This is a genomic window from Bifidobacterium breve DSM 20213 = JCM 1192 (assembly GCF_001025175.1).
Taxonomy (GTDB): domain Bacteria; phylum Actinomycetota; class Actinomycetes; order Actinomycetales; family Bifidobacteriaceae; genus Bifidobacterium; species Bifidobacterium breve.
Genome location: NZ_AP012324.1, coordinates 998450 through 1025189 on the forward strand (window position 1 = coordinate 998450; position 26740 = coordinate 1025189).

Genomic DNA, 26740 nt, shown 5'->3' on the forward strand with positions numbered 1-26740 from the left:
GTCCCTCTCTGTTTTCACGAAAGGATGCGCGGCGCGCAACATAACAACACCATATAATCCGCGCGCCACGGGAACTACGTAGCCATTCTTCCGTTACAATCAGTGTGACGGCTTCCGCCCCCGAAGAAGAAGGTGTTGATTCCCCTTGGACGTCTCACTGGCGCATTTCCTCCAACAAGTGCTTTCCAACCCGGCTCTGACCGTCACAACGTTGCTGACGCTGGGAGTCATCTTCGTCAACGGCTGGACCGACGCACCCAACGCCATCGCCACCTGCGTGACCACGCGATGCATGCGCGTACGCTCCGCCGTCATCATGGCGGCCATCTTCAACTTCCTCGGCGTCTTCATCATGACGCAGCTCAACGCTTCCGTGGCCTCCACCATCAGCAACATGGTCGATTTCGGCGGCGACACGAACGCGGCGCTCATCGCCCTATGCGCGGCGCTGTTCTCCATCGTCGTATACAGCGTGGGCGCCTCGCTGCTCGGCATACCCACCTCCGAAAGCCACAGCCTGATCGCCGGCCTGTCCGGAGCGGCCATCGCCATCCAAGGCGGCATCGGCGGCATCAACATGGGCGAATGGGTCAAGGTGCTCTACGGTCTGGTCGCAAGCCTCCTGTTCGGCTTCGCCGTCGGCTGGTTGGTATGCAAGGCCGTGACCCTGATTTGCGCTGGCATGGACCGCCGCCGCACCAACGGGTTCTTCACCTACGCGCAGATCGTGGGCGCGGCGGCCATGAGCTTCATGCATGGCGCGCAGGACGGCCAGAAGTTCATCGGCGTGCTGTTCCTCGGCATGGCGTTCTGCAACGGCCAACCCAGCGTGACCGGTGTGATGATTCCGGTCTGGCTCATGATTCTGTGCAGCACCATCATGGGCGTAGGTACGTCCGTCGGCGGTGAACGCATCATCAAATCCGTGGGCCAGGACATGGTGAAACTCGAGAAATACCAAGGCTTCTCGGCCGATCTGTCAAGTGCGCTGTGCCTGCTCGTCATGACCGTGCTCGGCATCCCCGTCTCCACAACGCACACCAAGACCAGCGCCATCATGGGCGTGGGCGCGGTACGCCGCCTCTCCGCCATCAACTTCGGCGTGGTGCGCGACATGATGCTCACCTGGGTGTTCACCTTCCCCGGTTGCGGTCTCATCAGCTTCGTAATGGCCAAACTGTTCATGGTCGTGTTCTAGAAAGGATTCCACCCATCATGGCGAGACAAAAAGACGTGTTCTACTTCGACGGATTCCGCCGCAGCGCGGACTACGCATGCCAGGCCGCGAAGCTGCTGTCCGAGGTCATGCACGACTTCAATCCGGACCAGCTGCGCGAACGCATGGACAGCATGCACGCGATTGAGAAGTCGGCGGACGAGGTGCGCCACGACATGATGGACGAACTGGTGACCGCGTTCATCACGCCGTTCGACCGCGAGGACATCGACGGGCTTGGCCACGTGCTCGACGATGTGACCGACAGCATCGAAGGCGTACTCAACCGCATGTACTACGACAATGTGACCGACATGCGCGACGATGCGGTCCAGATGTCGGATATGGTGGTGCGCGCCACGGAAAGCATCTGCGAGCTGGTCAACGAACTGCCGCGATTCCGGCATTCCAAGACGTTGCGCGAACTGGTGTTCGCCATCAACACGATCGAAACGGACGCCGACCACCTGTTCATCGAGTCGATGCGCACGCTGCACACCACCTGCACCGATCCGCTGCAGGTGTTCGCCTGGCATGACGTGTACCGTCACCTCGAACAGTGCTCCGACGACTGCGAGCGCGTGGCCAACACCATCGACAGTATCGTCATGAAAAACAGCTGAGGTTGGTTTTTCATAACCTCCCTCTGATGAGCCGAGCCGTGAAGAAAACGCCGGAGGTGTTTTTAGGCAAGGGTGAGTGACAACGAGCGAATAAGAGGTCAGCTGCAAGCTGTCCTGAATCGCGTTCGAGGTGGCATCGCGAAGCGATGACGGAGGGAGAGACCTACTTGACCAAAGGCCCCTCACCGATGGGCGTTGAGCCAGAGGATGGCGAGTTGGGTGCGATTGGTCAGGCCGAGCTTGTCCAGTATCGCGCTGATGCGATTGCGGACCGTGCCTTCGCTCAGGAACAGTCTGGCGGCGATGTCGCGGTTATCGAGGCCCTCGGCGACCAGCGCGGTGATCTCACGTTCGCGCTCGCCAAGCAGGCCCTCGATGGAATCGGCGGTATCTCTGGAATCGTCGGAATCGGCAGGATTCGGAGTCCGTTCGGTGAGCTTGCCGAGCACTTCCGCGCCGAGCACCACCTGACCGGCCATCACCGCCTGCAGCGCAGGCCCGACCGTCGCCACATCCTGTTTGATGAGATAGCCCTTGGCACCAAGCCCCATCGCCTGCGCGATATACGACTGGTCCGCAAACGTGGTCAGGAACAGTATGCGCGCGGCCGGGTCCGTGGCCAGAATCTCGCGCGCGGCATCCAAACCGCTGGTGCCGGGCATCTGAATATCGATCAGCAGTACGTCCGGTCGGCTCGCCGGCGTCTCGAAATAACGGCGCACGGCGGTATCGCCGTCATTTGCCGTCCATAGCACCTCGGCCGTGCCGGTGGCCGTCAGAATCGTCTCCAACGACTGGCAGACGATCGGATCATCATCCACGATTGCGATTCTCATCAATCCCTCGATTCCATGGTCCAACGCTTCTTCGGCACGGATACGAACACACGCCAGCCGTCCTCATACGGCCCGCAGACCGCGGTGCCGCCAAGGGCGCGCACGCGCGATTCGATATCCGCCAAACCCATGCCGCGCATCAGCTCATCGGCCGAACCACGCATATCGGCAACGCCGTCGGCGGCGAGTCGCGAGCCGACGTGCGTGGCGCGCATCGCACGCGGGCGGGCAGCGGCCGTCCGGGACCCATCGGACTCGGACACGGCCGGCCCCGGATCCTGAATGACCAACTGCCAGAACGCGGGGAAGTCACGCAACGTCACGCTCGCCTCGCGCGCCGCGCTGTGATGCACCACGTTCGACAATGCCTCGCGAATCACGGTCGCGAAACAGCGCGAGACCGGCGCAGGCGCCTTGGCGATATCGTTGGCCAGCGTCACGGCGAAACCGGGGGAGATGCCGTCGAACGACGTGACGGCATCATCGATCTGCGCGGCGAAATCAGTGCCGTCATCCTCAAGATCATGCACCGAACGGCGCACCATCGTCATCGCATCATCCAACGTCGCACCCAACGTGGCGAACCCTTGCGCGGCGACCGTATCGTTCGTCGCCTTGGCCACCGTTTTGCCGGCCTGCGCCTGCATGATCGCGCGGGTCAGCAGATGGCCCACATTGTCGTGGATCTCCCGGGCGATACGCGTGCGCTCGCCGAGGGTCGCCATGCGAATCGACTGGGCGCGTTCCTCATCGATGTCGGCGATGCGCGAACGAGTGGCCCGCGAGGATTCGCGCGCCCTGTCCTGCGCGTGCAGCAACGCGCGCCGCGCCTCGTCCGAGGAGGCGCGGGCCCGGCCCAGAACGAATCCAAGCAGGGCGACCAGCGTCATCACCAGCGTCTGGAGACGGTCGGTGCCACGGGCGAACCAGAGCGCGATCAGCGGCAACACCCATATCCAGCGCGCGGCGGCCGAAAGCCACGGGGCCGAACGCATTGCATCGGCAAGGGAACGGCGAGAGGCCGCGGTCCGCGAGACACTGGGGGAGCGGCCACTTGCCGCAGTCCGTGCCCCAGCCCGGGCTCCGGTCGAGGCGAGGGCCGGCAGCCGTGCAGTATCGTAGGCGATGAGCGGCATGAACGCGCACCATGAAGGCACCGCCACGGCGATGACGAGATACGCCGTACACAAGACCCAAGACCATTGCGCGGGACGCAGCCATTCCACCAATCCGGCGACGGAAACGGCCAACAGCAGGCCGGCGATGAACACGCCATCGGACCGTAGCCCGACAAGCCAGGCCAAAGCCAGGCCCAACACGAGTAGCAAGCCCATCTCGGCCAACACGCGCATGGCACCTCCCCGGCTCGACGCTCTTCCACCACCAGTCTAGCGGTGTGCGGAACACGACGAACTTGACGGGCGTGCGGAATTACCCGCATGACGGTCCAAGACAACGGGCTTACACTTCCCGAATAGATGAGGCACAAGCGTCGGATGTCGTCGACACAACCGTAAAGGGATGATACCGATGATTACGCAAAGCCACAGGGCGTCCAACTATTCGATGGACGAGATCAGCCTGATGCCGGTCGATAAGGTGTACAAGGCCATGCAGACCGACGCCGAAGGACTGTAATGACAAATGTCACGCCTGTACGGCCAAGTCGTGACGTTTGCCTGTGGCGGCGTCCGGCCCCTTCTTGGGATGATGGAATCGCCAAGGAAGGGAGTGACTATGACAACCGACAACAGAGCTTCCGAACACGACTCGACAACCAACCCGGCTCTGGCCGTGCACGTCAGCCAACTGGTCAAACGCTACGGCGACATGGTGGCGCTCGACTATTTTGACCTTGACGTGAACCAGGGCGAGATTTTCGGGCTGCTTGGACCGAACGGGTCCGGCAAAACCACCGCGATCAACTGCATCCTCGCGCTGCTCACCTACGATTCGGGCACGATTCGCGTGTTCGGCCAGCCGATGACGCCGACCTCCTACGCGCTGAAACGTCGTATCGGCATCGTGCCGCAGAACGTGGCCGTGTTCAACGAACTGACCGTCACCGAAAACATCGACTACTTCTGCTCGCTGTACGTGCCGAAGAAAACCGACCGCGCGCCGCTGGTCGAGGAGTCCATCGAATTCGTCGGACTCCAGGACTTCCGCAAGTTCCGGCCCGGCAAACTGTCCGGCGGTCTGCTGCGACGCCTGAACATCGCCTGCGGCATCGCGCACAAGCCTGACCTGATCTTCTTCGACGAACCCACGGTCGCCGTCGACCCGCAAAGCCGCAATTCGATTCTGGAAGGCATCCAGCGGCTCAACCAGGCCGGCGCCACGGTGATCTACACCAGCCACTACATGGAGGAGGTCGAACAGATCTGCGACCGCATCCTCATCATGGACCACGGCCGGCACCTGGCGCTCGGAACCGCCGACGAGCTCAAGAACATGATCGACACGGGCGAGCGCATCACCATCGAAACGCTCGATCTGGCGGATTCGGCGATGGCCGAGGTCCGTGCGCTGCCGTGCGTGATCGAAGCCACCTACGACGGCAAGGAACTCGACGTGCGATGCCGTCGCGGCGAACACAACCTGACCGACGTGCTCGACGCGGTGAAACGCTCCGGCGCCAACATCGGCCACCTGACCAGTCGCCCGCCCACCCTCAATGACGTATTCCTGGAACTCACCGGCAAGGCGCTAAGGGACTAACAATCTTGCCCCCGCTAGCGGGGCTCCCGCGAAGCGAGTGGGGGTGGCCTTGCAACAACCACCCTCAGTCGGCTTCGCCGACAGCTCCCGTCAGCGGGAGCAGGTAAGGAGACATCATGTGGACCACATTTCTGGTCGCATTGAAAGCGAACTTGCGCAACCGGTCGGCGTTGTTCTGGATGACCGTGTTCCCGATTGTGCTGGCGACCATGTTCAACGGACTGTTCGGCGGGCTGGCCGAAGCATACGAACTCAAGCCGGTGCCGATGGCCGTCATCGAAGACACCCGTTGGCAGCAGGCGGACGGTGCCCGCACCTTCGTAGACGCGCTGGCCGGGGAAACGGAATCGGCCTCAGACGACACGACCTACGCCGGAATCGACCAAAAGCTGCTGACCATCACCACAGTCGACACCGTGAAGGAGGCCGAACAACGGCTCGCCGACGGCACTGCCAACGGCTATCTGACCGCCGACAATAACGGCCGATTGGCGATGACCGTGAGCCGGGAAACCGCCGTCACAGCCAAGGACTCCACGCAAAACAGCGGACTGGACATTAGCCTCGCGGCCCTGCGCGGCGTCATCGACCTGTACAACCGCACCGACGCCGTTACCCGGCAGACCATCGCCGACAATCCACAGGCCGCGCTCAGCCGGAACTTCTGGAACAGCGTCGGGCAGAACGTCGACATGACCCATGAGACGACGCTCACGCATTTCCAGCCTGACGAGATCGCCCGATACTATTACGCGCTGCTGGCCATGTCCTGCATGATGGCCATGGGATACTCCATCAGCACAGTCGCCGCCGCACAGGCGAACCTGTCCGCGCTGGGCATACGGCGGACCGTAGCGCCGCTGAGCCGGGCCAAACAGCTCGTCGCGGGCTTCCTCTCCTGCTGGCTGTGCTCGTCGGTCGCCCTGTCCATCGCATTGGCCTATATCCGGCTCGCCTGCAACGTCTCGCTCGGCGGACGCGAACCGGCGGCGATCCTCGCGGTCATCATCGCCTCGTTCATGACCAGCTCAGCAGGCACCCTGCTCGGCGCGGTACCGAAGCTTTCCTACGACACGAAATACGGTTTGTCGAGCGGAATCGCCTGCATATTGTCGCTGTTCACCGGACTGTACGGCGGCTTCGCCATGCAGATCAGTGACTGGATAGCACGCAACGCGCCCATCCTCGGCACCATCAACCCCGCGCAACAGGTGACGAACCTGTTTTACGACATTTTGTACTACGACAGCTACCAGCCGTTCATCACCACTTGTGCCATTTTGCTGGCGATGAGCGCGGTATTCCTCTTGGCTGGCATCGCAATGCTGAGGAGGCAACGCTATGAACACCTGTAAAGCCACATTGCGTGTACTGTTCTCGCACAGGGCCTACCTGTTGATTTACCTCGTGTTCGTGGGCATCATGATGCTGTCTATCAGCTGGTCGATGCTGTCTGGCACATCCGATTCCGCAGCCGCGGCATTCGAGCCGGCCAAAATGCGTGTCGCCGTCATCGATCGAGACTCGGACAGGGGCGGCATCGCGTCATCGATGCGCACATACCTGTCGGATTCCAGCGAACTGGTGAACGTTGACGATGCTAGTGAAACTCTGCAACAAGCCGTCGCCTCGAACTGGGTGGATCTGATCGTCATCATCCCCGATGGTTTCGCCGACGATTTCATTGATGCCGCGGCGACAGGCGAGAATCCACCAAGCGTGGACACGGTCACCAGCTATACGTCCGGCGCAGGCTCGATGGCCCGGATGAACGTCATCGGGTTCCTTTCACTCACGCGTACGGCACTGATTGGCTCGCATACGACGGTCGATAGTGCGGCGCTCGCAGCTATGGCCGGCATCGACATTGGAGACACTGCGGGTGATTCGTCTGAAGATGGCATGGGCGGGTTTGGTGAATTCTCGAATCAGGACATGCTTGATATGCTGCCGGCCGGTCAGATTGAGAAACCCAGCGTCGGCGATCTGTTCGAGGCATCGAAAGCGGCTGCCGCATCGGCGAGTGACATGGACGCGAACCATAAGGTCGCTGTGATCGACACGGCAAGCGCGGACGCGGAAAGTGCTTCGGACATGGCGGCCAGCGGATTCGGCAACACCATGAAAACCGCGCTGCATCCGCTGTTTTTGGCGATGACCGTCTGCGGATCAATGATTCTGGGCACATTCACCACCGGGGAGGTTCGCCGTCGTCTCACCGCATCCCCGCAACGTATGTCGTCGATGGGACTCCAGCGGTTGCTGACGTTGGGCGGATTCGCGCTCGTCGTATGCGTCGGCTATCTGGTGCTCTCGATCGGTCTGATGATGGCGGCGGGACTCGATCCGTTGCACCTGAGCGTCGGGGGAGTGCTGATGACGTTCTGCGCAACCTGCGTATATGCGCTGATGACCGTCGCCTGTGGATTCATGCTCAGCGAATTCGGGTTTTCGGAGGCGGCTGCCAATGGATTCGCCAATATCTTCGGCCTGCTCATCATGTTCACGTCGGGAGTTGCGTTGCCGATCGACATGATGCCTGCCGTGATGGTGACTATGGCCAAGTTCCTGCCTGGCTGGTGGTATTGCCGAGCAATCGACAATGCGCTCGGCTTCGGCACGGCGGAGGAAACCGGCATAAGCGTCGCCGGCTGGGCCGGCTCGCTGGGATTGGTCGCACTGTTCGGCGTGATGTTCATCTGCATCGGCCTGGCCGCCGGCCGGTTCCGCCGCTCCCGCCCCGCCCTGGCCGCGCCTGCCACCACGCAGCTGGCCGAGTGAGAAATCAGCCTTTCAACCGATACCGCTGTACCGAGTCGTCGGCGAACTTGACTCGGGCGACCCGCCCTTCCTTCATCAGCTCGCGCATACCGGATGTGGCGGCCAGCGGCGTCAACTGCAGTTCGCGCATGATCTCCTTGACGCTCATCGCCGAATGCCGCTCCAGTACGGTCATAATCGCCTTGACCACGTCGCCCGGCGAACTGTTCTCCATCGTGCGTTGCTTGGTGATGGTCATCGTGAACGTGTTGATGTCGTTGCGCGTGGTCGCCGGCTCGATGCCGGCCTCACGCAACGCGGCGGCGATGCGCTGGTAGCCGTCGCCGCCTTCTGGGTTCACAAACCCGCCGCCCGGATACGGCGTGGACTCCAGCAGCGTGAACAGGAACTGGTTTCGGGTGGAGACGAACGGCGCGCCCGTCACCGGATGCGGGCTCGCCAGCACGTCATGTGTCACCATGCCGTACAGGCCACCCGGATTGGTGATCTCGATGCGATCGGTGAACACGCTGATATGCACCTGCGTGCCGCGCGCATCGGGCGAATAATCACGGTGGGTGAGCGCGTTCGCAATCGCCTCGCGCAACACGAGCGGCGGATAATCGGGCTTCTTCGCGCCAATCCAACGCATCAACGAGTCGACCGCATCGTCGATCATCACCGGAATCGAACCGACCACCGACTTCGAGGCGACCAATCGCTCGTCGCCCCGGAACACATCGTCCCGGCTCGTCCCCGGAAACACGGCTATCGAAATGCCGAGCCGCGGATAGAACTTCTGCGGATAGCGGCCCAACGCCAGCAGTCCGGCCAAGGTGGGACGCAGTATTCCGCCGACCTCCGACTCGTCGGAATCATCATGGCGCAACACCTGCAGATCCAGCAGCACATCGATGCCATCTCGGTCGGCGAACACGCGCGGATGCTGTTCGCGCACGCGCGCCAACAATCCGGCAACAAGCTGCGGGTCGAGGTCATCGGTCGTGGCGCCGGGCACGATATCCAGATCGTATGTGGGCTGCAGATGCTCCTCGATGAGCCGGTCGACCTCATAGGAGGTCATGCGCCGGTCGCCGTCGCCGGTGCGGATGAACGAGCCGCCGTGCGGTCCGAGCGCGGTGGTGAAGCAGGGCTTATCGCGCGGCAGCATTTCGTCGATGCGCGCGAACACCAGATTCGCGCCTTCGAACGGGCAGGTGACGATCACGGGCCGCACCACCGGCGTCATCTTCTCGCACGCCTGGCTCAGCGCCTCCTGCATGGCGCGCGCGTCGAATCCCTCGACCGGCGTGAACCCGTTCTTTTCGGACAGGCCAAGGATGATCCAGCCGCCGGAGCCGTTGGAGAACGCGGACAGCGTATCGGTGATGGTCGAGGAGATCTTGCGCTTGCATTCCTTGACCTCGCACTGCTGCGTATCGTTGCCGATCAGACGCATGAGTTCGATCAGCTCAGTCATTTTGGCAGTATAGTCATCGACCATGGCGGCCTCCTTGACACCATTGTGCCCCATAATCCGCCGCCCGCTCGCCTCCAGCCCCGCCGGTTCACCCCAATTCATCCAGAATTCATGGGCCAAACCAGACGAAACGAACGTCGATGTAGGGTTCGATTCCGCGTGTTCACTGACGAGATCGGCCGGTCGAGGCGGGCGGACTATGTTGGGTGGCGTGGACGGCCAGTCGAAAGGCATTATGCCGCTGCTTGCCGCGCGCGTCGCCAAGCGTACCGGTCGGCCGGTGGCCTGGCGTACGGTCGGCAAGCTCGGCGCGACCGCCCGGCGCGTGCGCTACCGGATGATTGGCGATATCAACGACCGGCCGGACGTGCTGATCGTGTGCGTGGGCAGCAACGACATGCTCGCCGGATGTTCGGTGCGTGAAAATGGGCCGCTGACATCACCCCGGTGCTAGACGCGGCCAAGAACAAGGCCGGCAAGGTGGTGCACTCTTTTGCTGGTCACTCCATCCACCACTGCCGCGAAACCATCGGTGATGATCAGCCCGTCCTCATTGAGCGACTGGTCAGACCTCTTGCCTTGGCAGTGCTGTTCTGTGATGTGCATAGCGATTTTCGATTCCATGGTTGTCAGAACGCTTAAAGGCGTCTACTGGCTCATTATGATAGCAGCAGTGACATGCGGATATGGGGGGCGCTGTCTAAATGAAAGTGCAACACCCTTTAGATTGGAGATTGTCCAGATAACCAGTGAAAGGGTGTTGCACTTTCATTTAGACAGCGGGGGGACGATTGAGAAGTCATAATTCCGTTACACTAGCAAGGACGAGGAATTAGGGTATGCGCGGATTATCGGTATTGAGCAGGGCGTTGCGATGGGCGTTGGTGGGTATGACGTTTTCGATGCTGTCCAACGCGATTTTCGAGGGGTCGGTGATTCCTTCGATTCTGATCGTCGGACTGCCGGCATGGGTGATCGCGTTCCGCAAGACGTTCAATCTGGTCATCGACTTCGCTTCTCCGGTATCCGCATGGATCGTGCAGCGGTTCGGCTCGTTCCGTTCGCTTGCGACCACGGAGGGCGTGGAAGGCGTACTGTGCTTGGCGGTCGCGCTGGTGCCCAACGGTTGGACGTATTGGAAGTGGCTGCTGCTGGCCCTGTCATGTCTGCTGCTGATGACCGGGCAGGTCATCGACGTGGCCTCCGAAGTGTTCGAGGTGGATGCGGCCGGCGACGACGATGACATGCTCGTCAAGTACAGCGGCTACGTCGCCGTGATTGCCAGCGTGGCCGGTACGTTGCTGGGCCAGGTTGCCGGATCGGCCTTGGCCAACGCCTCCATCATGGCCATGCTGCTCACCTCGTCGGCACTGTCATTTGCCTGCGCGCTGACGCGATTCCGCACCCGCAAGTTCATGCCGGGATTCGGCAACGATGGTGCGGGCGGCGATGACGGCGACGGCTCCGCCGACGAATCCACGGCGGCCGACACGTCACACGCGCCGCAGCGCACTCCGGTCACCCGCTTGACCCGGATCAGACTGCTGATCGCATCGCTGCTGCTTGCGCTGATTCCGTCGCTGTGGGCAAGCTATGCGTTGCTGGGCATCGGCTCCCGGTACGGCAGCGATATGCTGACCGTGGTCTACGCATTCGGCGGCGTGGGCAGCATCATCGGATCGTTTGTCTACATGCGGCTCTCCGCAAAACTCGGCATGCACGCCGTGTCCGCCATCGGGGCAATCGCCACGGCGATTTCCCTTGCCGCCGTACTGGTTCCCGAGTTTGCCGCGGTGTGCGTCGGATGGCTCATCAACAACCTCGGCTATGGCCTGCTGGCGCATGGCGTGATCGTATCGCGACAACTGCTGCTGAGCGGTGGTGACCTGGCCAAATTCAGCGGCCGTGCCAGGTTCGCGTATGCGATCGGCGGTGCCGTCGGCACGTGGGGCGGTTGGCTCGGCTCCGCCCACTGGCAGATACTCGCCGTCGTGGCCCTGGTACTGTGCGCCGGATTCATCCCGTTGCTCAAGGCCATGCCTGGCCCGGTACGGCACTGAGGTGACGGATGGGGCCGGCTGGCATCTCGTGCGCCGGGCGATTTCGGCAGATTTTGCCGTGCTGATGTACGCAGGTGTTGACGTTCGGCGAGGTTCCCAGCCACATTGCTGTGTGATTGATGCCGCTCGATAGGCATATCAGGCCGGACACACCACGGCGATGCCGAATGGGCGACGGGCCGACGATCCGCATCATCACAGCAACCGGGTTCTGCCATCCTTGACGAGCAGGGCCTGCCGGTTGGTAAGAGGCTTGAGACTGAGATCGGCACCATACCGGTCGAGAATGCGTTGTGCGGCGTGACCCATGGCCGCTGCATGATGGTGGGGGACCACGTGGAAATCAGCCAGGCCCAATCCTGTGTAATCGGTGAGATCGGGGGCTTTGTCCGTGCGGTCCATGAGCTTGATGTAGCCGATGTCGAGTGCCGTGATGACCGAGCCTGCGGACTCGCCGATATACGGCGTGCCGGCGCGCACCTGATTGATGATGGCCCGGTCGGCACCGGTGCGGCGCAACTCCTGCAGGAGAAAGAACGTGTTGCCGCCGCCCACATAGATGCAATCAGCCTCGGTGATTTTGTGGGTGATGTCCTCGGCGGAGTCGCTCGGCATGTTTTCCACATCCAGTTGTTCGACCTCGAAGCCGAGCCGTTGTAGCGCGTGTTTGCTCAATGCCGTACGAGCCGGTCCCCACGGTTCCACAGCGCTCGCCGTTGGAATGAAGACGACCCGTTTGCCCTGTGGCCGCGGCTCGATTTCATGCACGGTGGGCGAGACGTTATGGAACATCGAAGTCAGCAGCATCGTAACCATAATCGCCTTCCTTACACATCGACTATGCGGCAGTGTAAGTCCTGAATATGTGGAAACAGCTATGCGTTCGCTGCGGGTATATCCGAATCGATCAGCGCGACTCGACCAGCGCGATGCCGGCTGCCGCCATCTGTTTGCGGGCCGCGACACCGAGCTCCTCGCTGACCGGTACGGTCAGGTCCTCGAACACGGTGACCTCGAAACCGAGCTTCCTGGCATCGAGCGCGGTGTCCTTGACGCAATGCGATTCGGCGATGCCCACCACATCCACGCGGCTCACGCCGGCCGTCTTCAGCGCGTCGGCTAGTGTCTTGCCGGCGGCCTGTTCAGCCGAGACCTCCTCACGGGTCTGGATGCGGTCAGTATTGTCCTCGATACCCTCAAACCCGGAATATGCCGCCGAATACTGGCCCTTCTTGAAATGATGCTCGACGCCCAGCGCCTTGATCGCCGGATGCAGTTCGGCGTTCGACGTACCGGCCGCGCCATGCTTCGGCCATGTATCCACGAAATCTGGCTCAGCCGACCAGTGAGCGCCTGGCTCGATATGCCAATCCTGCGTGGTGGCGATATACGCGTATTCGCCACGATGCGCATTCACATAATCGGCGATGCGCTCGGCGACTGCGTTGCCACCTTCAACACCCAGTTCACCGCCCTCGCAAAATGTCGGCTGCACATCCACCACAATCAACGCCTTGCTCATAGATTCCCCATTTCTTTTGAATAGGCCTGTAATGTGCTTTTATCTTAATGGTTTATTGCTGAATAGGGGAGTGCCGGATTCGTCAAAAGTTAGACGTTTGATTGCCTGATTAGACCAATGTGACGGTGATGGTCTGCTCGACGGTTTCGTTTCCTGTCCAGACACCGTCTTTGCGATTCCAGTCCATGCCGTTCGCGTGCAATGCGTCGATGCCGTATTGACGTGCGTGCGTGACCAGCCAGCCCATAACTTGCCAGCACAGGCGATTGTGGTCGTCTGCGGACAGGCCGTCGGGCAGAGCTACGGTGATTGTCGTACCGTTTGATGAATTATTACCGTTTCCCTCGGCAGTTGCAGGCGCAGTAGCGGCGGTAACACTCGGATAGGCAACAGGAAGCGCAGCGATAAGCCCATCGGCATCCGACGATGTTGCCGGCTCCAGCGCGCATGAAATAGTCGCTCCGAATTCACCGGTCAGTCCCGCAGCCCAAGCGTGCGCCATGGCGTCCCATGTGGCGTACAGATCCGGGTATCCTGAACGCTGCACTTCCTGGGCCGCGTCCTCGATGGGAATCGTCTCCCAGTCCGGCACCTGCATCAGATGGTCGTAGAAGATGTTCGTGGCATACGTCATGTCGGACACCTGTTCCACGGTTCCCCAACCTTGGCTCGGCCGCTGTTGGAAGAGTCCGATGGAATCCAGATCACCATAGGAAAGGTTCGTGATTCGCGATTCCTGCATGGCCGTGGCGATGGCCACCGTCACCGCATGATCCGGCAGTCCGCGATTGATGGCGATGTTGGCGATGAGCTCCGCGTTCTGGGCCTGTTCCGGCATGAGGGAATAGCTTGGGCCGTCGGCTGGTTTCGCCGAACAATAGGCGTCGTCGGAGGCGCGGGAAGGGGTGCCGGAGGAAAAGAAAATGCGTGGCAGATAGATGAGCGCGGCCAGAATCGCGACGATGACGCAAGCGACGATAAACACCAGCACCCATCTGCCGCCCGAGCGGCGACGAGCCCGGTATCGCGTTCGCCGAACCATCTCGCCTCCTTCCTGGCCTTATCGGTCTTCGCCTGATTGCGCGTCTATGTCATATCGTCACGTCAATCTGATCACCACCAGTCAGAGTGTCATATCTGCCTGATGAATGCTCATAGCACCGATGACTTTGCCATAATTCTCCACGCCCTTTGACTCTCGCACAAGCCGAACCGAGAAGAATGTTCCAATGTCCGTGTTTCAGCGTGGCCAAGATCGATAATCTGGGTTGCAATCGTCTATTTCCGCTTCGAGGGGCTGATTCGCCATTTCCAGAACATCTACTTCCGTTCCAAGGGGCGGATGGTTAAGTAGACAGATCATAAAAATGGCGGGATGGCGTTGTCGTTACGCCGTTTCTACTTTTGGTTTGAGCTTCGACCAGCCCCTCGAAGTGGAAGTAGATGTTCCCGGATAACAGAATCAGCCCCTTGAAACCGAGAATGCCGTTCGAAACTGTTTCGGCGGCGAAGGAACCGTAGACGCTATTGTGTGAAATACACCCAGTCCCGGTTTGAGAGAGGAACGTATGGCACAGCCGCAGCCGTATTACGCCATCGAGGGCAATGATAATGGATTGTCCGTCGTGTTTGTGCATGGCATGGGTGTGGACCATCGTTCGCTGATGATGCTCGATGAAGCATTCGACGGCAATGATTCGATTCGCCGCATATATCTGGACCTGCCCGGCTTTGGGCGTACGCCGGCACTGCCCGAGAATGCCTGTGGACTGCCGGAAATGGCTGATTGGCTGCAAACGGTCATTGACGGCCTTGTCGGCAAAGCAACCCCATTCGCCATGGTCGGCAACTCGATGGGCGGTGCGCTTGTCCGCGAAGTATTGGCGCGCGAACCTCGCCGAGTGGCCGGCATGGCGCTGATCGCGCCGGTTGTGGACCCGCAGCATGCCGGCCGGCATGTGGCCGAACACGTGGTTGCGAATCCCAATCCCAGACTGACGCACTCCCTGCCACAGGAACAGGTGTTCGACTTCATCACCATGGGCGTCAACCAGTCATTCGATGCATGGCGGCGCTACCAGCGGTTCATCTTGCCTGGTGTGGCGTTGTGTGACCGTTCGGCGTGCGAACGACTGGATCAACGCTATTGGCTGGATGACGACCCCGAGAAAACACTCGGCACATATGCAGGTCCGGTGCTCATCGTCACCGGCAAACAAGACCAGATCGTCGGATACGAAGACCAGCAAGCCCTGTTGCCGCACTATCCCAACGCCACCTTCGTGACGCTAGACAATGCCGGTCACAACGCGCACATCGACCAACCCGAAGCCGTCATCACGCTTGTACGCGAATGGGTGGCTCATATGGCGTTCGCTCCGTTGAGATGACGGTCTGCCGAAGCCTATATGTATACGAGCGACCAATGCCAGTTGACGCAATACACCTTGCATGGTATATCGTTTTTCGATATAGTCATATCGATGTTCGCGGTGTCGTCAAAAACGTCGGCACCTGAAAGGACCGGGCTATGAAAAACTACATGAACCGATGGGTGTTGCTCGCGTTGAAAGCCATCGTGATTCTGGTCTGGCTGGCCTGCCTATGGGGCCAACTACTCGCTGTACCGGGATTGAGCGGCGCGCTGGCCGGCCTCTACCCGAGCCAGACGTCGATGCACTGGCCATATCTCATTATGGGCGTGCTGTTCCTGCTCTGCATCGAAGCGGCGTTCGTGGCCGTATGGAAACTGTTCTCCTTGTCCGGCTCAGGAGCGAACTCGAGCAGGTGATTTGAGATGACGATTCGCATCAATCTCGACGTCATGATGGCCAAACGCAAGATTGGCGTCGGCGAGCTCGCCGAACAAATTGGCATCACGCCCGCCAACGTGTCCATTCTGAAGAACGGACGTGCCAAAGCCGTCCGCTTCACCACATTGGACGCCATCTGCAAGGCGCTCGACTGTCAACCCGGAGACATCCTCGAATGGGAAGATGACGATTGATCGACACGCCACCGGCTCGAACTCATGGTTCAACTTGTAGTCTCTCCCAAAATCAATGATGCCCTATCATCCTGCAAGACGATAGGGCATCATCATGTGATTATGCGCAGCTGATATGTCGCGTTGTTATCACTCGGCGTCCGCGACCGACGCCTCCTTGGGCGCGGAGAGGAAATGCTCCTCACTGGGCAGCACGGCGTTCAGGATCACGGCCACCACGAACGCCACGGCGATGCAGTTCGAGGCGAAGATCTGCTGGAACAGGGCCGGGAACTGCGCGAAGATGTCGCTCACCTGGGTGAAGCCGATGCCGATGGTCAGCGAGAGCGCCGCAATCGTGATGTTGCGCTGCGTGAAGCCCGCTTCGGCGATCATCTGGAAGCCGGAAAGAATGATATTGCCGAACATCATGATGGTGCAGCCGCCGAGCACAGCCTGCGGCAGCGAGTTGAACACCTCGGCGATGGCCGGCACGAAGCTCGCCAAAATCAGGATTACGCCACCGGAAAGAATGACCTTACGATTGACGACCTTGGTCATGGCCACAAGTCCGATGTTCTGCGCGAAGGAGGTCAGCGGCAGGCAGCCGAACAGGCCGGAGACGGTGGAGATAAGGCCGTCACCGGCGATGGCGCCAGCAGTCTCGCGTTCGGTCGGCGTACGGTTCAGACCCACTTTGGTCAGCGCGGCGGTGTCGCCCAGCACCTCAACAGAGGAGACGACATAGAGCAGGCCGATGGAGATGATCGAACCCCAGTCGAACTCGGGCTTGAATGGCATGATCTGCGGCACAGACACAATGGCAAGGTTCTGGAAACCGGAGAAATCGACCTTGCCCATGCAGATGGCCACCACGTAACCGACCACCAGACCGAATAGCACGGACAGCTGCTTGGCCGTGCCCTTCATCAACAGCTGGAATGCCAAGCAGGCGACCAATGATATAAGCCCGAGCGTCAGATTTTGCCAGTTGCCGAAGTCCTTGGCGCCGCTGCCGCCGCCGAAGCTCGTGGCGCCCACGTTGAGCAGGGAGAAACCGATGGAGGTGACCACGATGGCGGAGACGATTGGCGGCACGAACCGACGCCAATATTTGGCCGTTAAGCCCAGCACGAGTTCCAGCAGGCCGCCGACCATCACCGCGCCGACCACCGCGCCATAACCCTTGTCCGCGCAAATCGCCACGGCGGCCGCCACGTAGGTGAAGGAGATGCCGGTGACCATCGGTAGCCGGGAGCCGATGAGCCACGCGCCATACAGTTGCAGACAGGTACCGAGACCTGCCACCAGCAGACCGGCCTGAATGATTGTGGCCGACTGGGCCGGCGTCATCTTCGCGGCGGATGCGACGATGAAGATCGGGGCAAGGTTGGCCACAAACATGGCCATCACATGCTGCAGGCCGAACGGAATGCCCTTCCAGAAGGATACGGGCGCGTCCAGCGAGGACAATGCCTCAAATGATATGGAATTCTTGGTTTTCTTCTCTGACATGATTCTCTTTCTCTCTGTTCCCTTTTTGTGTTTGCTCCCGCTGGCGGGAGCTGGCGGCGTAGCCGACTGAGGGTGGTCTGCGGTCAAGATGAACCACCCTCAGTCACTGTCGTGACAGCTCCCGCCAGCGGGAGCGGGCAATAGTCCTCAGTGCCTAAAGGTGATCTCGCCGGTTCCGGGATCCATGGATTCGACAATGGCCAACGAATCTACGTCGTAACCATCGGCGCGCAGCGCGTCGCCGCCGCCCTGGAAGCCCTTCTCCACGGCGATACCAATGCCCTCGACCGTGGCGCCGGCCGCCTTGCACAGATCAATCAGGCCGCGCAGCGCCTTGCCGTTGGCCAGGAAATCGTCGATCAGCAGCACATGGTCGCCCGCATTCAGATACTTCTTGGACACGATCACCGGAAATTCCTTCTGCTTGGTGAAGGAGTACACGGTGGTGGTGTACTGGTCGCCGTCCAGATTGATGGACTGCGCTTTCTTGGCGAACACCACCGGCACATTGCCGAAATGCTGGGCGGCCACGCATGCGATGCCAATGCCGGACGCTTCGATGGTCAGAATTTTGGTGATGTGCTTGCCGGCGAAATGCTTGGCCCACGCGGCTCCCATACGGTCGAACAGACGTACGTCGCACTGGTGGTTCAGGAACGCGTCCACCTTGAGCACGTCACCTGCCTTTACCGTTCCCTCGCTCTGGATTCGTTCCTCAAGTTCCTGCATCGGACCTCCTGCCATCGTGTGCCACAACCGATATGGATGATATGGATATCTGCAAGTGTACGTTGTCCGATGCGAGGGGCGGCATGTCGGCGGTTCTTCGCCGAGTGATACCGTCGGCCGTCGGAACGTCATTCGCTTGTAACGGAACCGTCCGCCGGCCGCCCAGCCCCGGGCCGGTTCGTCACACCGACGCTGACCCGTGCATGTGGTAAACATGAATGTCGCGATTCAAAGGGAGGCAACAGTGTACGACGAGCCGGAAGTCATCGCCCGCAGCGCGCAGGAACTCGTAGGCGACCTGAACCCGCAGCAGGCCGAAGCCGTGCAATACCGCGGCCAGGCGCTGCTGATCGGAGCCGGCGCCGGTTCCGGCAAAACCCGAGTCCTCACCCGACGCATCGCATGGATCCTGAGCCAGTTCGGCGCATGGCCCAGCCAGATCCTGGCCATCACCTTCACCAACAAGGCCGCCGTCGAGATGCGCGAACGACTCGGCTCGCTGATTGGCCCGGTGGCCCAGCGTATGTGGGTCTCCACCTTCCACTCCGCCTGCGTGCGCATCCTGCGCCGCGACGGCAAATCCATCGGCCTCAAATCCGGCTTCTCCATCTACGATTCCGCCGACTCCGAGCGACTCGTCAAAATCATCGCCACCGAATTCAACCTCGATATCAAGCGCTACACCCCGCGTTCGATCCTCGGCCACATCTCCGACCTGAAAAACAACCTGACCGGCTGGAAGGAAAACCTCGCCGTCCATGCGCCCGACTTCACGCCCGGCCAGCGCGGCTACCAGTTCGGCACGGTGGGCGACCTTGAAGCCATCTACGCGGTGATATACGCCGAATACGAGCACAGGCTCGCTCTGGCCAACGCCGTCGACTTCGATGATCTGATTGGGCGCACGGTCGAACTGCTGCGCACCGACCCGGCCGTCGCCGAGTACTACCATCACCGTTTCCGCTACATTCTGGTCGACGAGTATCAGGACACCAACCACGCCCAGTATGTGCTCGTACGCGAGCTGGCCGGCGTGGACACAGGGGAGAAGGCTATTCCGGGCTCGCCGAACGCAGGCAAATCCGGCCCTGCTTGGATCACCGTCGTGGGCGATTCTGACCAGTCCATCTATGCCTTCCGCGGCGCCGACATCCGCAACATCCAGGATTTCGAACAGGACTTCCCGAACGCCAAGACCATCATGCTCGAACAGAACTATCGTTCGACGCAGACCATTTTGGACGCGGCCAACGCGGTGATCAGCAACAACGAGGGACGCAAGCCCAAGAAACTGTGGACAGCACTCGGCAAAGGCGAGCCAATCGTCGGCTACGCGGCGGATAACGCCCAGCAGGAGGCCCAGTGGGTGGCCACCGAAATCGCCCGACTGCACGCCGAAGAAGATATCGCCTACTCTGACATGGCGATTATGTATCGCGCCAACGCGCAGTCCCGCTCGCTCGAAGAGGCGTTAATCAACGCAGGGCTGCCGTACCAGCTCGTCGGCGGCACCAAGTTCTACGAACGCCGTGAAATCAAGGACGCGCTGGCCTACCTGCAGGCGCTGGTCAACCCGGATGATGACGTGAACCTGCGTCGAATTTTGAACGTGCCCAAGCGCGGGCTCGGCAATCGTGCCGAGGGCATCCTGCTCGCCTATGCGCGCGAACGTGGCACCAGCTTCTTCTATGCACTCATGCATTTGGATGAAATTCAGGACGTGCCCACGCGTACCGCCACGCAGCTCAAGGCCTTCCGTGATTTGATGGGTGAGCTCTCGCAATTCACGCGAGCACATGACGCCAAGCCCAGCGAGATTGTGGCCGAAGTGCTGGAGAAGTCCGGCTTGCGTGCAGAGCTGGAAAAGTCCGTGGACCCGCAGGACGCCTCCCGTTTGGAAAACCTCTCCCAGCTGCAGTCCACCGCAGCCGAGTTCGAGCAGAACACGCCCGACGCCACGCTATCCGCATTCCTGGAGACCACCGCGCTCGTGGCCGATTCCGACCAGCTGCCCGGCGAGGCGGAGGATTCCGGCAAAGTGACGCTGATGACCCTGCACACGGCCAAGGGCCTCGAATACCCGGTGGTGTTCCTGACCGGCATGGAACAGGGCACATTCCCGCATTCGCGTTCGATGGAGGACACCACCGAACTGCAGGAGGAACGCCGACTTGCCTATGTGGGTATTACCCGCGCCAAGCAGCGCCTGTATGTCACGCGCGCAGCCGTACGCTCCCAGTGGGGGCAGGCCGCCGATATGATGCCCAGCCAGTTCCTCGACGAGATCCCCGATTCGCTCATCGATTGGAAACGCCGCGAGGCCGGCGTGGAACGCATGCGCGCCAACTGGGAATCCGATGGATTCGCCGACGATTACGGCGGCTGGGATGATGACGATTTTGGCGGTACGACGTTCGGTGGGTCCTCGACATTCGGCTCTCGCGGTTCGGGTTCGTCGTATGGCTCGAGATCTCATTACGGCTCGTCAAGCTATGGGTCTGGCTCGTCCTATGGCTCCCGTTCGGGCGGTTCATCGTATGGCTCACGTTCCGGCTCCTCCTACGGTTCCCGCTCGCGCTCGGGTTCGTCCTATGGTTCGGGTTCCGGCTCTTCATATGGTTCTCGTTCCCGTTCCGGTCCGGCGTCCGGCGGCACTCGTGCCGGCAAGGTCACTACGCGCCACACCACGCCGAAGTCCGGTTCCGCCGGATCTTCCATGCCAAGTTCCAAGCTCGCTAAAGATAATGGACTGAATATCTCTGACTTTGCCGTGGGCGACATGATCAGCCACGACCAGTACGGTCTCGGCAAGGTCACCGACGCGCAGGACAAGGGCCGCAATTCGGTCATCACCGTGGACTTCGGCTCCGCTGGAGTCAAACGCCTTATGCTCCGCGTGGCACCGATCGAAAAGCTGTGAGCTGAAAGCGCATACCAGATAATTTCATAAAAAACAAGACTTGTGTTCCTCATCACACTGTGGTCATAATGCGGAGGTTGTGCTCACGAACCCCTGGTAGCAGGGGAGAGGAAGGAAGTTATGAAGAACAAGCTGTTCGCATCCGTGCCCAATATTCTGTTCGGTGCGCTTATTGCCATCGCACCCCAGACCTTTGCTCACGCTTGCACCGGCCATGACATGCCGGGTGCCTGCCATTACTCGCAGCAGGCCGCCACCGGTATCGGCGTTGTGATTCTGGTGCTCGGCGTCGTGGCCCTGTTCGGCAACGCCCAGGTCCGTATTGGTCTGAACATCGCCGCCATCGCTAACGCGTTGCTGCTGCTTGCTGTGCCCACCTTCCTGATCGGCATCTGCAAGGGCGCCATGATGCACTGCCGCATGGTCATGCTGCCCACGCTTATCGTGCTCGGCGTACTCACTCTCGTATTCGCCGCTGTCGCCATCTGGCTCGATTCCCGAGCGGCCAAGCACTGAACTTGACCTTGTGTGACTGGGGTCCGATTTCATTCCAGGAGTCGGGTTCCGGTCTCGCTTATTGCAACCGCACCATAATCGATAAGGACCCCCATCGTGCCATCGCATATCGCATTGCGCGGCCTGCCGCTTGAAAATCTCAAGCGTAAGCCATTCCGCACCGGCGCCCTGCTCGCCGTCGTCACCATTCTTGCGCTGACATTCTTCGGCGGCACCATGCTGACCATGAACCTCAACACCGGTATGACCAGCATGGAGAAGCGCCTCGGCGCCGACCTGATGGTTGTGCCTCAGGACACCGCGCAGAAAGCCGAAGCGCTGTTGACCAACGGCAACCCCAGCACGTTCTATTTCACCAGAGACATCGCCACTGAGGTCAAGCAAGCGGATGGCATCGAACAAGCCAGCGAACAAACCTACATATCGTCACTGGCCGCCGCCTGCTGCGACGAAAAACTGCAGATCATCGGCTACGACCCGTCCACCGACTTCGTTATCGAGCCATGGGTTGCGTCCCAATTCAAAGGCACCCTCGAAGACGGCAAGATGATCGCCGGCGCGAACGTCAATGTGTCCACCGATGGCACCATTGAGCTATACGGCCGTAAATGGCCGGTGATCGCTCAGCTGGCCAATACCGGCACCAGCCTCGACAATTCGGTGTTCATCAACCAGGCCACTGTGCCCGACATGGTCGCCGCATCGTCCAAGGTCTCCAAGCAGGTCATGCCCATGGAATATGCGGGCAAGGCCGTCTCCACCGTGATGATCAAGGTCAAGCAGGGGTATGAGGCGCAAACCGTGGCCGAGAACATCAAACGCATTGACTCCCGATTCGCCGATCTGGGCTACGTGTATCCTGGCGGCATCACCGCCAATACCAAGACCTCGCTGACCGCATTGGTCACCTACCTCAAGGTGTTCGTGGCCGTGATCTGGGTGATGGGTGTGATCGTGCTGCTCGCCGTATTCGCCTCTTCGGCGAACGAACGCAAGCGCGAGTTCGCGTCCCTGCGCATTATGGGAGCCACGCGTGGCATGTTGAACGTCATCATTCTCAAGGAATCGGCCATTATCGGACTGATTGGCGGTGTAATCGGCGTAGGCGTGGCGAGCCTCGTGATCTTCCCATTCAGTTCGCTAATCGGCAAACAATTGCAATTGCCATATCTGCAAGCCGGACCGGCCGTCGTTATCGGATTCATTGCCATAACTATTGTGTGCTCAACCGCCATCGGCATTGTCGGCTCGTTGCTGACCATGTGGCGACTTGGCCGCCCCGAAGCCTATCTGACCCTGCGAGAAGGGGAGTGACATGACCGAAACTGCATCTCATCTGCTGGAATTGGTGGATTTGACCCGCCAGTTCGTCCGTCGCGGCACGCCGTTTGACGCGGTCAGTCACGTCGATCTCACGATTGACGCTGGGGAATTCGTCGCCATCGTCGGTCGCTCAGGCAACGGTAAAAGCACCCTGATTAATATGGTCGCCGGATTGGTGCGCCCAAGTTCGGGAACCGTGCATGTGGATGGGCGCGAAGTGACTGAGCTGAGCGATAAGGAACTGTCCCTACTGCGCAACCGAACCATCGGTTTCGTGACCCAAAGCCAGACCCTGCTCGGCAATCTCACGGTGCTCGACAATGTGATTCTGCCCGCGACGATGTTCCCGGATGCTCTGCCGTTCATGGAGGCTGAGAATAAGGACGATGCAGCCGTGCAAAAACAGAACAATATGGCCGAGACCGAGCCTTGCATCGAATCTGAGGCCGATAACGGTTCCGCATCCGATGAGAACAGTACCGAGTCTTCCACCGAGCCGGATCCGTTTATGCCGGATGTCATCGCGCCGATTGCAGATGCTGACGGTAAACCGTCAAACTCAGCTGCAAGCCAGCCCGACTTATTTACCGAGCGCGCCAAGCATCTGCTCACCCAGCTCGGTGCCGCCGATTTGGCGGACAGCTATCCGCGCGAACTATCCGGTGGTGAGATGCGGCGTGTCTCCATCGCCCGCGCCCTGATGAATCAGCCCAAATTGCTTATCGCGGACGAACCGACCGGCGATCTCGACCAAGAGAGCACTGACATCGTGATGCAACTGCTGAGAAGCCAAGCCGATAACGGTACGGCGATCCTCATGGTCACGCATGATCCGGATGCGCTGGAGTATGCGGACAAGGTATACCGCATGGATGCCGGAGTGCTGTCCATGGCTGCGGTGTAATATTGTTCGCTGGTGTCTGCCGACTGGTAGATGCCGTCTGGAGTCATAGCCCGTCAACGGGTCGGCGGTAGGCGATCGCAAGAACGCCAACCCGCTCGTGAGCAATCACGACGAAGCGTTGGAGAGGCCCGACTCAGCGTTTGGAATCATACGAAACCAAACGTTCCGTTCAGATAACGACAGAAGGAATAATCCAATGACGAACGTTCAGCGTTCTCGCCGTCAGGTGCGCCTGTCCCGCGCCCTCGGCATCGCACTGACCCCCAAGGCTCAGCGCATTTTCGAAAAGCGTCCGTACGCTCCTGGCGAGCACGGCCGCGACCGTCGCCGCACCGAATCCGATTACGCGGTGCGTATGCGCGAGAAGCAGCGTCTGCGCGCTCAGTACGGCATCTCCGAGAAGCAGCTCCGCGCCGCTTACGAGAAGGCTACCCGTACCGCCGGCCAGACCGGTAACGCCATGCTGACCGACCTCGAGACCCGTCTCGACAACCTGGTTCTGCGTGCCGGCATCGCCCGCACCACCGCCCAGGCCCGTCAGTTCGTGGTGCACCGTCACATCCTCGTTGACGGCAACGTGGTGGACCGTCCGTCCTACCGCGTCAAGCCCGGCCAGACCATCCAGGTGAAGGCCAAGAGCCAGACCATGGTTCCGTTCCAGATCGCCGCCGAAGGCGTGCACCGTGATGTGCTGCCCGCGGTTCCCGGTTACCTCGACGTGAACCTTGCCTCCCTGAAGGCCACCCTGACCCGCAAGCCCGAGGTCGAAGAGATTCCGGTGCAGGTCAACATCCAGTACGTGGTCGAATTCTACGCCCGCTGATTCGGGCCCCCTTATCTGAAACATCAGAATCAAGGACATACCGCTTGGACCCCGCTCCCGCAAGGGACGCGGGGTTCTCGCGTTCCGGGGCGCGGGCGTTTTCCCGGAGACTGGATGAACGGAATCAGGCCGTTCTGCGCAGGAGGAATGGGGCGGACTTTGGGCTTGAGCTGCGGCGCTGGGCGCTCATGCAGTCTTGTCATCTGCATTGTGGGTGATCTGGATGTTGTTGTTGCGATGAGTCCGTTCGGCACATTGATCGAATATCTTCTGGTCTACGGATGCGGGCAAGCCATTTCTTGGAAGGCGTTTCGTCGAGATTGGCGGGAGCTTGCGTCAGCAGGCGTCGATGAAGGCGCTGAGGATGCGACGTTGGTTGCTATCGGCGCGGTGGGAGAACTCAGGATGCCATTGGACGGCCCAGACGAAACGCTTGGCCGGCATCCAGACCGCCTCCACGATGCCGTCCGGCGCGGTGGCCATCGGTTCCAGTCCCTGGCCCAGCGTGCGAATCGCCTGATGGTGATAACTGTTGACGCCCAGCGTATAGGCGCGCGGATGATACGGCTTGCCGAAGGAATCGACCTCATCGGCCTCCGCCTCACTTGGGCCGTTGTCTCCCAGCGGCCACAACGCGCGGGCCAACGGCGAATCGGGCGCGATCGACACTTCGTGGACCACCGGGTCATACGGCGGCTTGTCGCCATGATGCACGACCGGGCTGGGATGTTCGTCCGGCAGATCCTGCCACAACGTGCCACCCAAGGCGACGTTGAGGCTCTGGATGCCGCGGCAGATGCCCAGCAATGGCTTGTCCGCCGCGATGACGGAGGGGATCAGGCGCTCCTCCATCCGGTCGCGGGCCTTGCATAGTTTGACCGTCTTGGGGCCGGCCGCCTCGCCATACCGTTCCGGATCCACGTCGTGGCCGCCGGTGACCAGGAATCCGTCGCATTGGCCGACCAGCTGTTCGATTGCAGCTTCATCGTCGGTCAGCGGCAGCATCACCGGGATGCCGCCGGCTTCGATGATGCCGTCGAAATAGCCGGGCAGCATCCACAGGCTGTTCAGTGTGTCGTCCCACAACGGGACCACGCCGATAAGCGGACGGTGGGCCATCGCTACCTCCAAACGTGTACTTACTGATAAAGCGACTCAACTTGCTACAGTCTCGAACCTGAAAAATTGTACCAGTGTGACTTGTGGGCGGAGTCTACTGCATAGCTTAGGGGGGGGTAGGGATTTCAATCAAGGGCGGCTTATCGCTCGTAGTGTTCCAATTCGGCTGGTGGGTACACCTGGGTCCAATGGTGCGGCTGCAGGTCGCGCAGCGGCACGAACAACGGATGCTCTCCCTGATTGTTGTCGGACACGGCGCACATCACGTCGTCGCCCCAATAGCGCAGCCGTTCCTGACAGATGCCGCATGGAGACAACACGGTGAACGGGGCGTGTTCGTCATCGCGTACGACGCAGATGGTGTGGGTGACACGGCGATCAAGCTTCATCGCCTCGCACATCGCTCCGACCTCGATGCATAGCGAAGCGGCGGCATTGGGTGTCTCAATCGCCACGCTCGTGACGATAAGTGCATCCGAGCCGTTGCTTCCGTCATGTTTACCGTTGTCTTTGCCGGCGAGTCGCATCGCCGCCGCGCCTCCCCATCCTGTCGGATACCTTCGCTCGATCAGTTCCACGGCACTGCGATACAGCGTTTCCTCGATATGACGCTCCACTGGAGCCATATGGTCACCTCGCGTAATCGACCTGCCATCGGTGGGCAGGCGGGATTCAAACCATTACTAG

Annotated in this window: 26 protein-coding genes; 15 read left to right on the forward strand and 11 right to left on the reverse strand. The window is 60.6% G+C overall.

What is annotated here, in order from left to right; genetic code table 11:
- Positions 1-145 precede the first annotated feature (145 nt).
- Together BBBR_RS04170 and BBBR_RS04175 are read left to right on the forward strand one after the other, a co-directional pair.
- Positions 146-1198, forward strand: coding sequence for an inorganic phosphate transporter (locus BBBR_RS04170; protein WP_003829169.1), 1053 nt, complete (start codon positions 146-148; stop codon positions 1196-1198).
- Between the two features lie 17 nt (positions 1199-1215).
- A complete protein-coding gene (locus BBBR_RS04175; RefSeq protein WP_003829170.1) occupies positions 1216-1839 on the forward strand; it encodes a DUF47 domain-containing protein in 624 nt (207 codons plus the stop codon).
- Positions 1840-2021: 182 nt separating this feature from the next.
- Here BBBR_RS04175 and BBBR_RS04180 read toward each other — a convergent pair whose 3' ends face one another.
- Both BBBR_RS04180 and BBBR_RS04185 read right to left on the reverse strand, forming a co-directional pair.
- Positions 2022-2675: a response regulator transcription factor gene (locus BBBR_RS04180; protein ID WP_003829171.1), complete on the reverse strand. Its 654-nt coding sequence runs from the start codon at positions 2673-2675 to the stop codon at positions 2022-2024.
- Positions 2675-4027 (reverse strand): sensor histidine kinase, encoded by a 1353-nt coding sequence (locus BBBR_RS04185; RefSeq protein ID WP_003829177.1) that lies wholly within the window; start codon positions 4025-4027, stop codon positions 2675-2677. The genes BBBR_RS04180 and BBBR_RS04185 overlap by 1 nt, the downstream gene beginning before the upstream one ends.
- 385 nt (positions 4028-4412) lie before the next feature.
- On the opposite strand from BBBR_RS04185, the gene BBBR_RS04190 reads away from it, so the two are divergent.
- The 3 genes from BBBR_RS04190 (at position 4413) to BBBR_RS04200 (ending at position 8177) form a co-directional block, all read left to right on the forward strand.
- Positions 4413-5396 carry an ABC transporter ATP-binding protein gene (locus tag BBBR_RS04190; RefSeq protein WP_025262935.1) on the forward strand — a complete coding sequence of 328 codons (984 nt, stop codon included), beginning with the start codon at positions 4413-4415 and terminating at the stop codon, positions 5394-5396.
- A gap of 116 nt (positions 5397-5512) precedes the next feature.
- Complete coding sequence (locus BBBR_RS04195) at positions 5513-6751, forward strand: ABC transporter permease (protein ID WP_003829179.1); 1239 nt, start codon at positions 5513-5515, stop codon at positions 6749-6751.
- On the forward strand, positions 6738-8177 hold the full coding sequence (locus BBBR_RS04200; protein WP_003829180.1) for an ABC transporter permease: 1440 nt from the start codon (positions 6738-6740) through the stop codon (positions 8175-8177). The genes BBBR_RS04195 and BBBR_RS04200 overlap by 14 nt, the downstream gene beginning before the upstream one ends.
- A 4-nt stretch (positions 8178-8181) precedes the next feature.
- On the opposite strand, the gene BBBR_RS04205 is transcribed toward BBBR_RS04200, so the two are convergent.
- Positions 8182-9660: an ATP-binding protein gene (locus tag BBBR_RS04205; protein WP_015438736.1), complete on the reverse strand. Its 1479-nt coding sequence runs from the start codon at positions 9658-9660 to the stop codon at positions 8182-8184.
- Here BBBR_RS04205 and BBBR_RS11080 point away from each other — a divergent pair.
- The gene (locus BBBR_RS11080) at positions 9659-10090 is read left to right on the forward strand and encodes an SGNH/GDSL hydrolase family protein (RefSeq protein ID WP_223261661.1); all 432 of its coding nucleotides are present in this window, start codon (positions 9659-9661) and stop codon (positions 10088-10090) included. The two genes, BBBR_RS04205 and BBBR_RS11080, sit on opposite strands and share 2 nt — an antisense overlap.
- On the opposite strand, the gene BBBR_RS11085 is transcribed toward BBBR_RS11080, so the two are convergent.
- Complete coding sequence (locus BBBR_RS11085) at positions 10087-10260, reverse strand: hypothetical protein (RefSeq protein WP_225851428.1); 174 nt, start codon at positions 10258-10260, stop codon at positions 10087-10089. The genes BBBR_RS11080 and BBBR_RS11085 overlap by 4 nt on opposite strands.
- A gap of 215 nt (positions 10261-10475) precedes the next feature.
- Between BBBR_RS11085 and BBBR_RS04215 the strand changes: the two genes are divergently transcribed.
- Entirely contained in the window at positions 10476-11696 is a 1221-nt protein-coding gene (locus tag BBBR_RS04215) for an MFS transporter (RefSeq protein ID WP_025262936.1), read from the forward strand.
- Between the two features lie 195 nt (positions 11697-11891).
- Here the strand turns inward: BBBR_RS04215 and BBBR_RS04220 are convergent, their stop codons facing one another.
- From BBBR_RS04220 to BBBR_RS04230, 3 genes are all read right to left on the reverse strand, one after another.
- Positions 11892-12512: a Type 1 glutamine amidotransferase-like domain-containing protein gene (locus BBBR_RS04220; protein ID WP_003829188.1), complete on the reverse strand. Its 621-nt coding sequence runs from the start codon at positions 12510-12512 to the stop codon at positions 11892-11894.
- 91 nt (positions 12513-12603) lie between these two features.
- Entirely contained in the window at positions 12604-13218 is a 615-nt protein-coding gene (locus BBBR_RS04225) for an isochorismatase family protein (RefSeq protein ID WP_003829190.1), read from the reverse strand.
- A gap of 109 nt (positions 13219-13327) precedes the next feature.
- Positions 13328-14260 carry a hypothetical protein gene (locus BBBR_RS04230; RefSeq protein WP_032738177.1) on the reverse strand — a complete coding sequence of 311 codons (933 nt, stop codon included), beginning with the start codon at positions 14258-14260 and terminating at the stop codon, positions 13328-13330.
- Between the two features lie 526 nt (positions 14261-14786).
- On the opposite strand from BBBR_RS04230, the gene BBBR_RS04235 reads away from it, so the two are divergent.
- The 3 genes from BBBR_RS04235 to BBBR_RS04245 all read left to right on the forward strand — a co-directional run bounded on the left by BBBR_RS04235 (position 14787) and on the right by BBBR_RS04245 (position 16225).
- The gene (locus BBBR_RS04235; RefSeq protein WP_003829196.1) at positions 14787-15608 is read left to right on the forward strand and encodes an alpha/beta fold hydrolase; all 822 of its coding nucleotides are present in this window, start codon (positions 14787-14789) and stop codon (positions 15606-15608) included.
- 140 nt (positions 15609-15748) lie between these two features.
- Positions 15749-16009, forward strand: coding sequence for a DUF2975 domain-containing protein (locus BBBR_RS04240; RefSeq protein WP_003829200.1), 261 nt, complete (start codon positions 15749-15751; stop codon positions 16007-16009).
- 6 nt (positions 16010-16015) lie between these two features.
- Positions 16016-16225, forward strand: a complete 210-nt coding sequence (locus BBBR_RS04245) for a helix-turn-helix domain-containing protein (RefSeq protein WP_003829211.1) — start codon at positions 16016-16018, stop codon at positions 16223-16225.
- Positions 16226-16354: 129 nt separating this feature from the next.
- Here BBBR_RS04245 and BBBR_RS04250 read toward each other — a convergent pair whose 3' ends face one another.
- Complete coding sequence (locus BBBR_RS04250) at positions 16355-17719, reverse strand: nucleobase:cation symporter-2 family protein (protein ID WP_003829213.1); 1365 nt, start codon at positions 17717-17719, stop codon at positions 16355-16357.
- Positions 17720-17866: 147 nt separating this feature from the next.
- Positions 17867-18448, reverse strand: a complete 582-nt coding sequence (locus BBBR_RS04255; protein ID WP_003829216.1) for a xanthine phosphoribosyltransferase — start codon at positions 18446-18448, stop codon at positions 17867-17869.
- A 244-nt stretch (positions 18449-18692) separates the two neighbouring features.
- Here BBBR_RS04255 and BBBR_RS04260 point away from each other — a divergent pair, with 244 nt between their 5' ends.
- The 5 genes from BBBR_RS04260 to rpsD all read left to right on the forward strand — a co-directional run bounded on the left by BBBR_RS04260 (position 18693) and on the right by rpsD (position 24934).
- Positions 18693-21368: an ATP-dependent helicase gene (locus tag BBBR_RS04260; RefSeq protein WP_025262939.1), complete on the forward strand. Its 2676-nt coding sequence runs from the start codon at positions 18693-18695 to the stop codon at positions 21366-21368.
- A 120-nt stretch (positions 21369-21488) separates the two neighbouring features.
- Positions 21489-21884 (forward strand): DUF4418 family protein, encoded by a 396-nt coding sequence (locus BBBR_RS04265; RefSeq protein WP_003829220.1) that lies wholly within the window; start codon positions 21489-21491, stop codon positions 21882-21884.
- A gap of 96 nt (positions 21885-21980) precedes the next feature.
- Positions 21981-23198, forward strand: coding sequence for an FtsX-like permease family protein (locus BBBR_RS04270; RefSeq protein WP_025262940.1), 1218 nt, complete (start codon positions 21981-21983; stop codon positions 23196-23198).
- Between the two features lies 1 nt (position 23199).
- Positions 23200-24111, forward strand: coding sequence for an ABC transporter ATP-binding protein (locus tag BBBR_RS04275; RefSeq protein WP_003829224.1), 912 nt, complete (start codon positions 23200-23202; stop codon positions 24109-24111).
- A 196-nt stretch (positions 24112-24307) separates the two neighbouring features.
- Positions 24308-24934 carry a 30S ribosomal protein S4 gene (gene rpsD / locus BBBR_RS04280; RefSeq protein ID WP_003829226.1) on the forward strand — a complete coding sequence of 209 codons (627 nt, stop codon included), beginning with the start codon at positions 24308-24310 and terminating at the stop codon, positions 24932-24934.
- A gap of 336 nt (positions 24935-25270) precedes the next feature.
- Here the strand turns inward: rpsD and BBBR_RS04285 are convergent, their stop codons facing one another.
- Positions 25271-26053, reverse strand: a complete 783-nt coding sequence (locus tag BBBR_RS04285; protein WP_003829227.1) for a gamma-glutamyl-gamma-aminobutyrate hydrolase family protein — start codon at positions 26051-26053, stop codon at positions 25271-25273.
- 140 nt (positions 26054-26193) lie between these two features.
- Positions 26194-26679: a cytidine deaminase gene (locus BBBR_RS04290; protein WP_003829229.1), complete on the reverse strand. Its 486-nt coding sequence runs from the start codon at positions 26677-26679 to the stop codon at positions 26194-26196.
- Positions 26680-26740: the final 61 nt, after the last annotated feature.

Bases quoted from the DNA above. Each gene is read 5' to 3' on its own strand.
- BBBR_RS04190 (WP_025262935.1), top strand. From the start codon at position 4,413: ATGACAACCGACAACAGAGCTTCCGAACACGACTCGACAACCAACCCG.
- BBBR_RS04215 (WP_025262936.1), top strand. From the start codon at position 10,476: ATGCGCGGATTATCGGTATTGAGCAGGGCGTTGCGATGGGCGTTGGTG.
- BBBR_RS04200 (WP_003829180.1), top strand. From the start codon at position 6,738: ATGAACACCTGTAAAGCCACATTGCGTGTACTGTTCTCGCACAGGGCC.
- BBBR_RS04235 (WP_003829196.1), top strand. From the start codon at position 14,787: ATGGCACAGCCGCAGCCGTATTACGCCATCGAGGGCAATGATAATGGA.
- BBBR_RS04180 (WP_003829171.1), bottom strand. From the start codon at position 2,675: ATGAGAATCGCAATCGTGGATGATGATCCGATCGTCTGCCAGTCGTTG.
- BBBR_RS11085 (WP_225851428.1), bottom strand. From the start codon at position 10,260: ATGGAATCGAAAATCGCTATGCACATCACAGAACAGCACTGCCAAGGC.
- BBBR_RS04205 (WP_015438736.1), bottom strand. From the start codon at position 9,660: ATGGTCGATGACTATACTGCCAAAATGACTGAGCTGATCGAACTCATG.
- BBBR_RS04290 (WP_003829229.1), bottom strand. From the start codon at position 26,679: ATGGCTCCAGTGGAGCGTCATATCGAGGAAACGCTGTATCGCAGTGCC.
- BBBR_RS04220 (WP_003829188.1), bottom strand. From the start codon at position 12,512: ATGGTTACGATGCTGCTGACTTCGATGTTCCATAACGTCTCGCCCACC.
- BBBR_RS04195 (WP_003829179.1), top strand. From the start codon at position 5,513: ATGTGGACCACATTTCTGGTCGCATTGAAAGCGAACTTGCGCAACCGG.
- BBBR_RS11080 (WP_223261661.1), top strand. From the start codon at position 9,659: ATGGCGGCCTCCTTGACACCATTGTGCCCCATAATCCGCCGCCCGCTC.
- BBBR_RS04225 (WP_003829190.1), bottom strand. From the start codon at position 13,218: ATGAGCAAGGCGTTGATTGTGGTGGATGTGCAGCCGACATTTTGCGAG.
- BBBR_RS04255 (WP_003829216.1), bottom strand. From the start codon at position 18,448: ATGCAGGAACTTGAGGAACGAATCCAGAGCGAGGGAACGGTAAAGGCA.
- BBBR_RS04285 (WP_003829227.1), bottom strand. From the start codon at position 26,053: ATGGCCCACCGTCCGCTTATCGGCGTGGTCCCGTTGTGGGACGACACA.
- BBBR_RS04265 (WP_003829220.1), top strand. From the start codon at position 21,489: ATGAAGAACAAGCTGTTCGCATCCGTGCCCAATATTCTGTTCGGTGCG.
- BBBR_RS04175 (WP_003829170.1), top strand. From the start codon at position 1,216: ATGGCGAGACAAAAAGACGTGTTCTACTTCGACGGATTCCGCCGCAGC.
- BBBR_RS04250 (WP_003829213.1), bottom strand. From the start codon at position 17,719: ATGTCAGAGAAGAAAACCAAGAATTCCATATCATTTGAGGCATTGTCC.
- BBBR_RS04240 (WP_003829200.1), top strand. From the start codon at position 15,749: ATGAAAAACTACATGAACCGATGGGTGTTGCTCGCGTTGAAAGCCATC.
- BBBR_RS04245 (WP_003829211.1), top strand. From the start codon at position 16,016: ATGACGATTCGCATCAATCTCGACGTCATGATGGCCAAACGCAAGATT.
- rpsD (WP_003829226.1), top strand. From the start codon at position 24,308: ATGACGAACGTTCAGCGTTCTCGCCGTCAGGTGCGCCTGTCCCGCGCC.
- BBBR_RS04230 (WP_032738177.1), bottom strand. From the start codon at position 14,260: ATGGTTCGGCGAACGCGATACCGGGCTCGTCGCCGCTCGGGCGGCAGA.
- BBBR_RS04275 (WP_003829224.1), top strand. From the start codon at position 23,200: ATGACCGAAACTGCATCTCATCTGCTGGAATTGGTGGATTTGACCCGC.
- BBBR_RS04185 (WP_003829177.1), bottom strand. From the start codon at position 4,027: ATGCGCGTGTTGGCCGAGATGGGCTTGCTACTCGTGTTGGGCCTGGCT.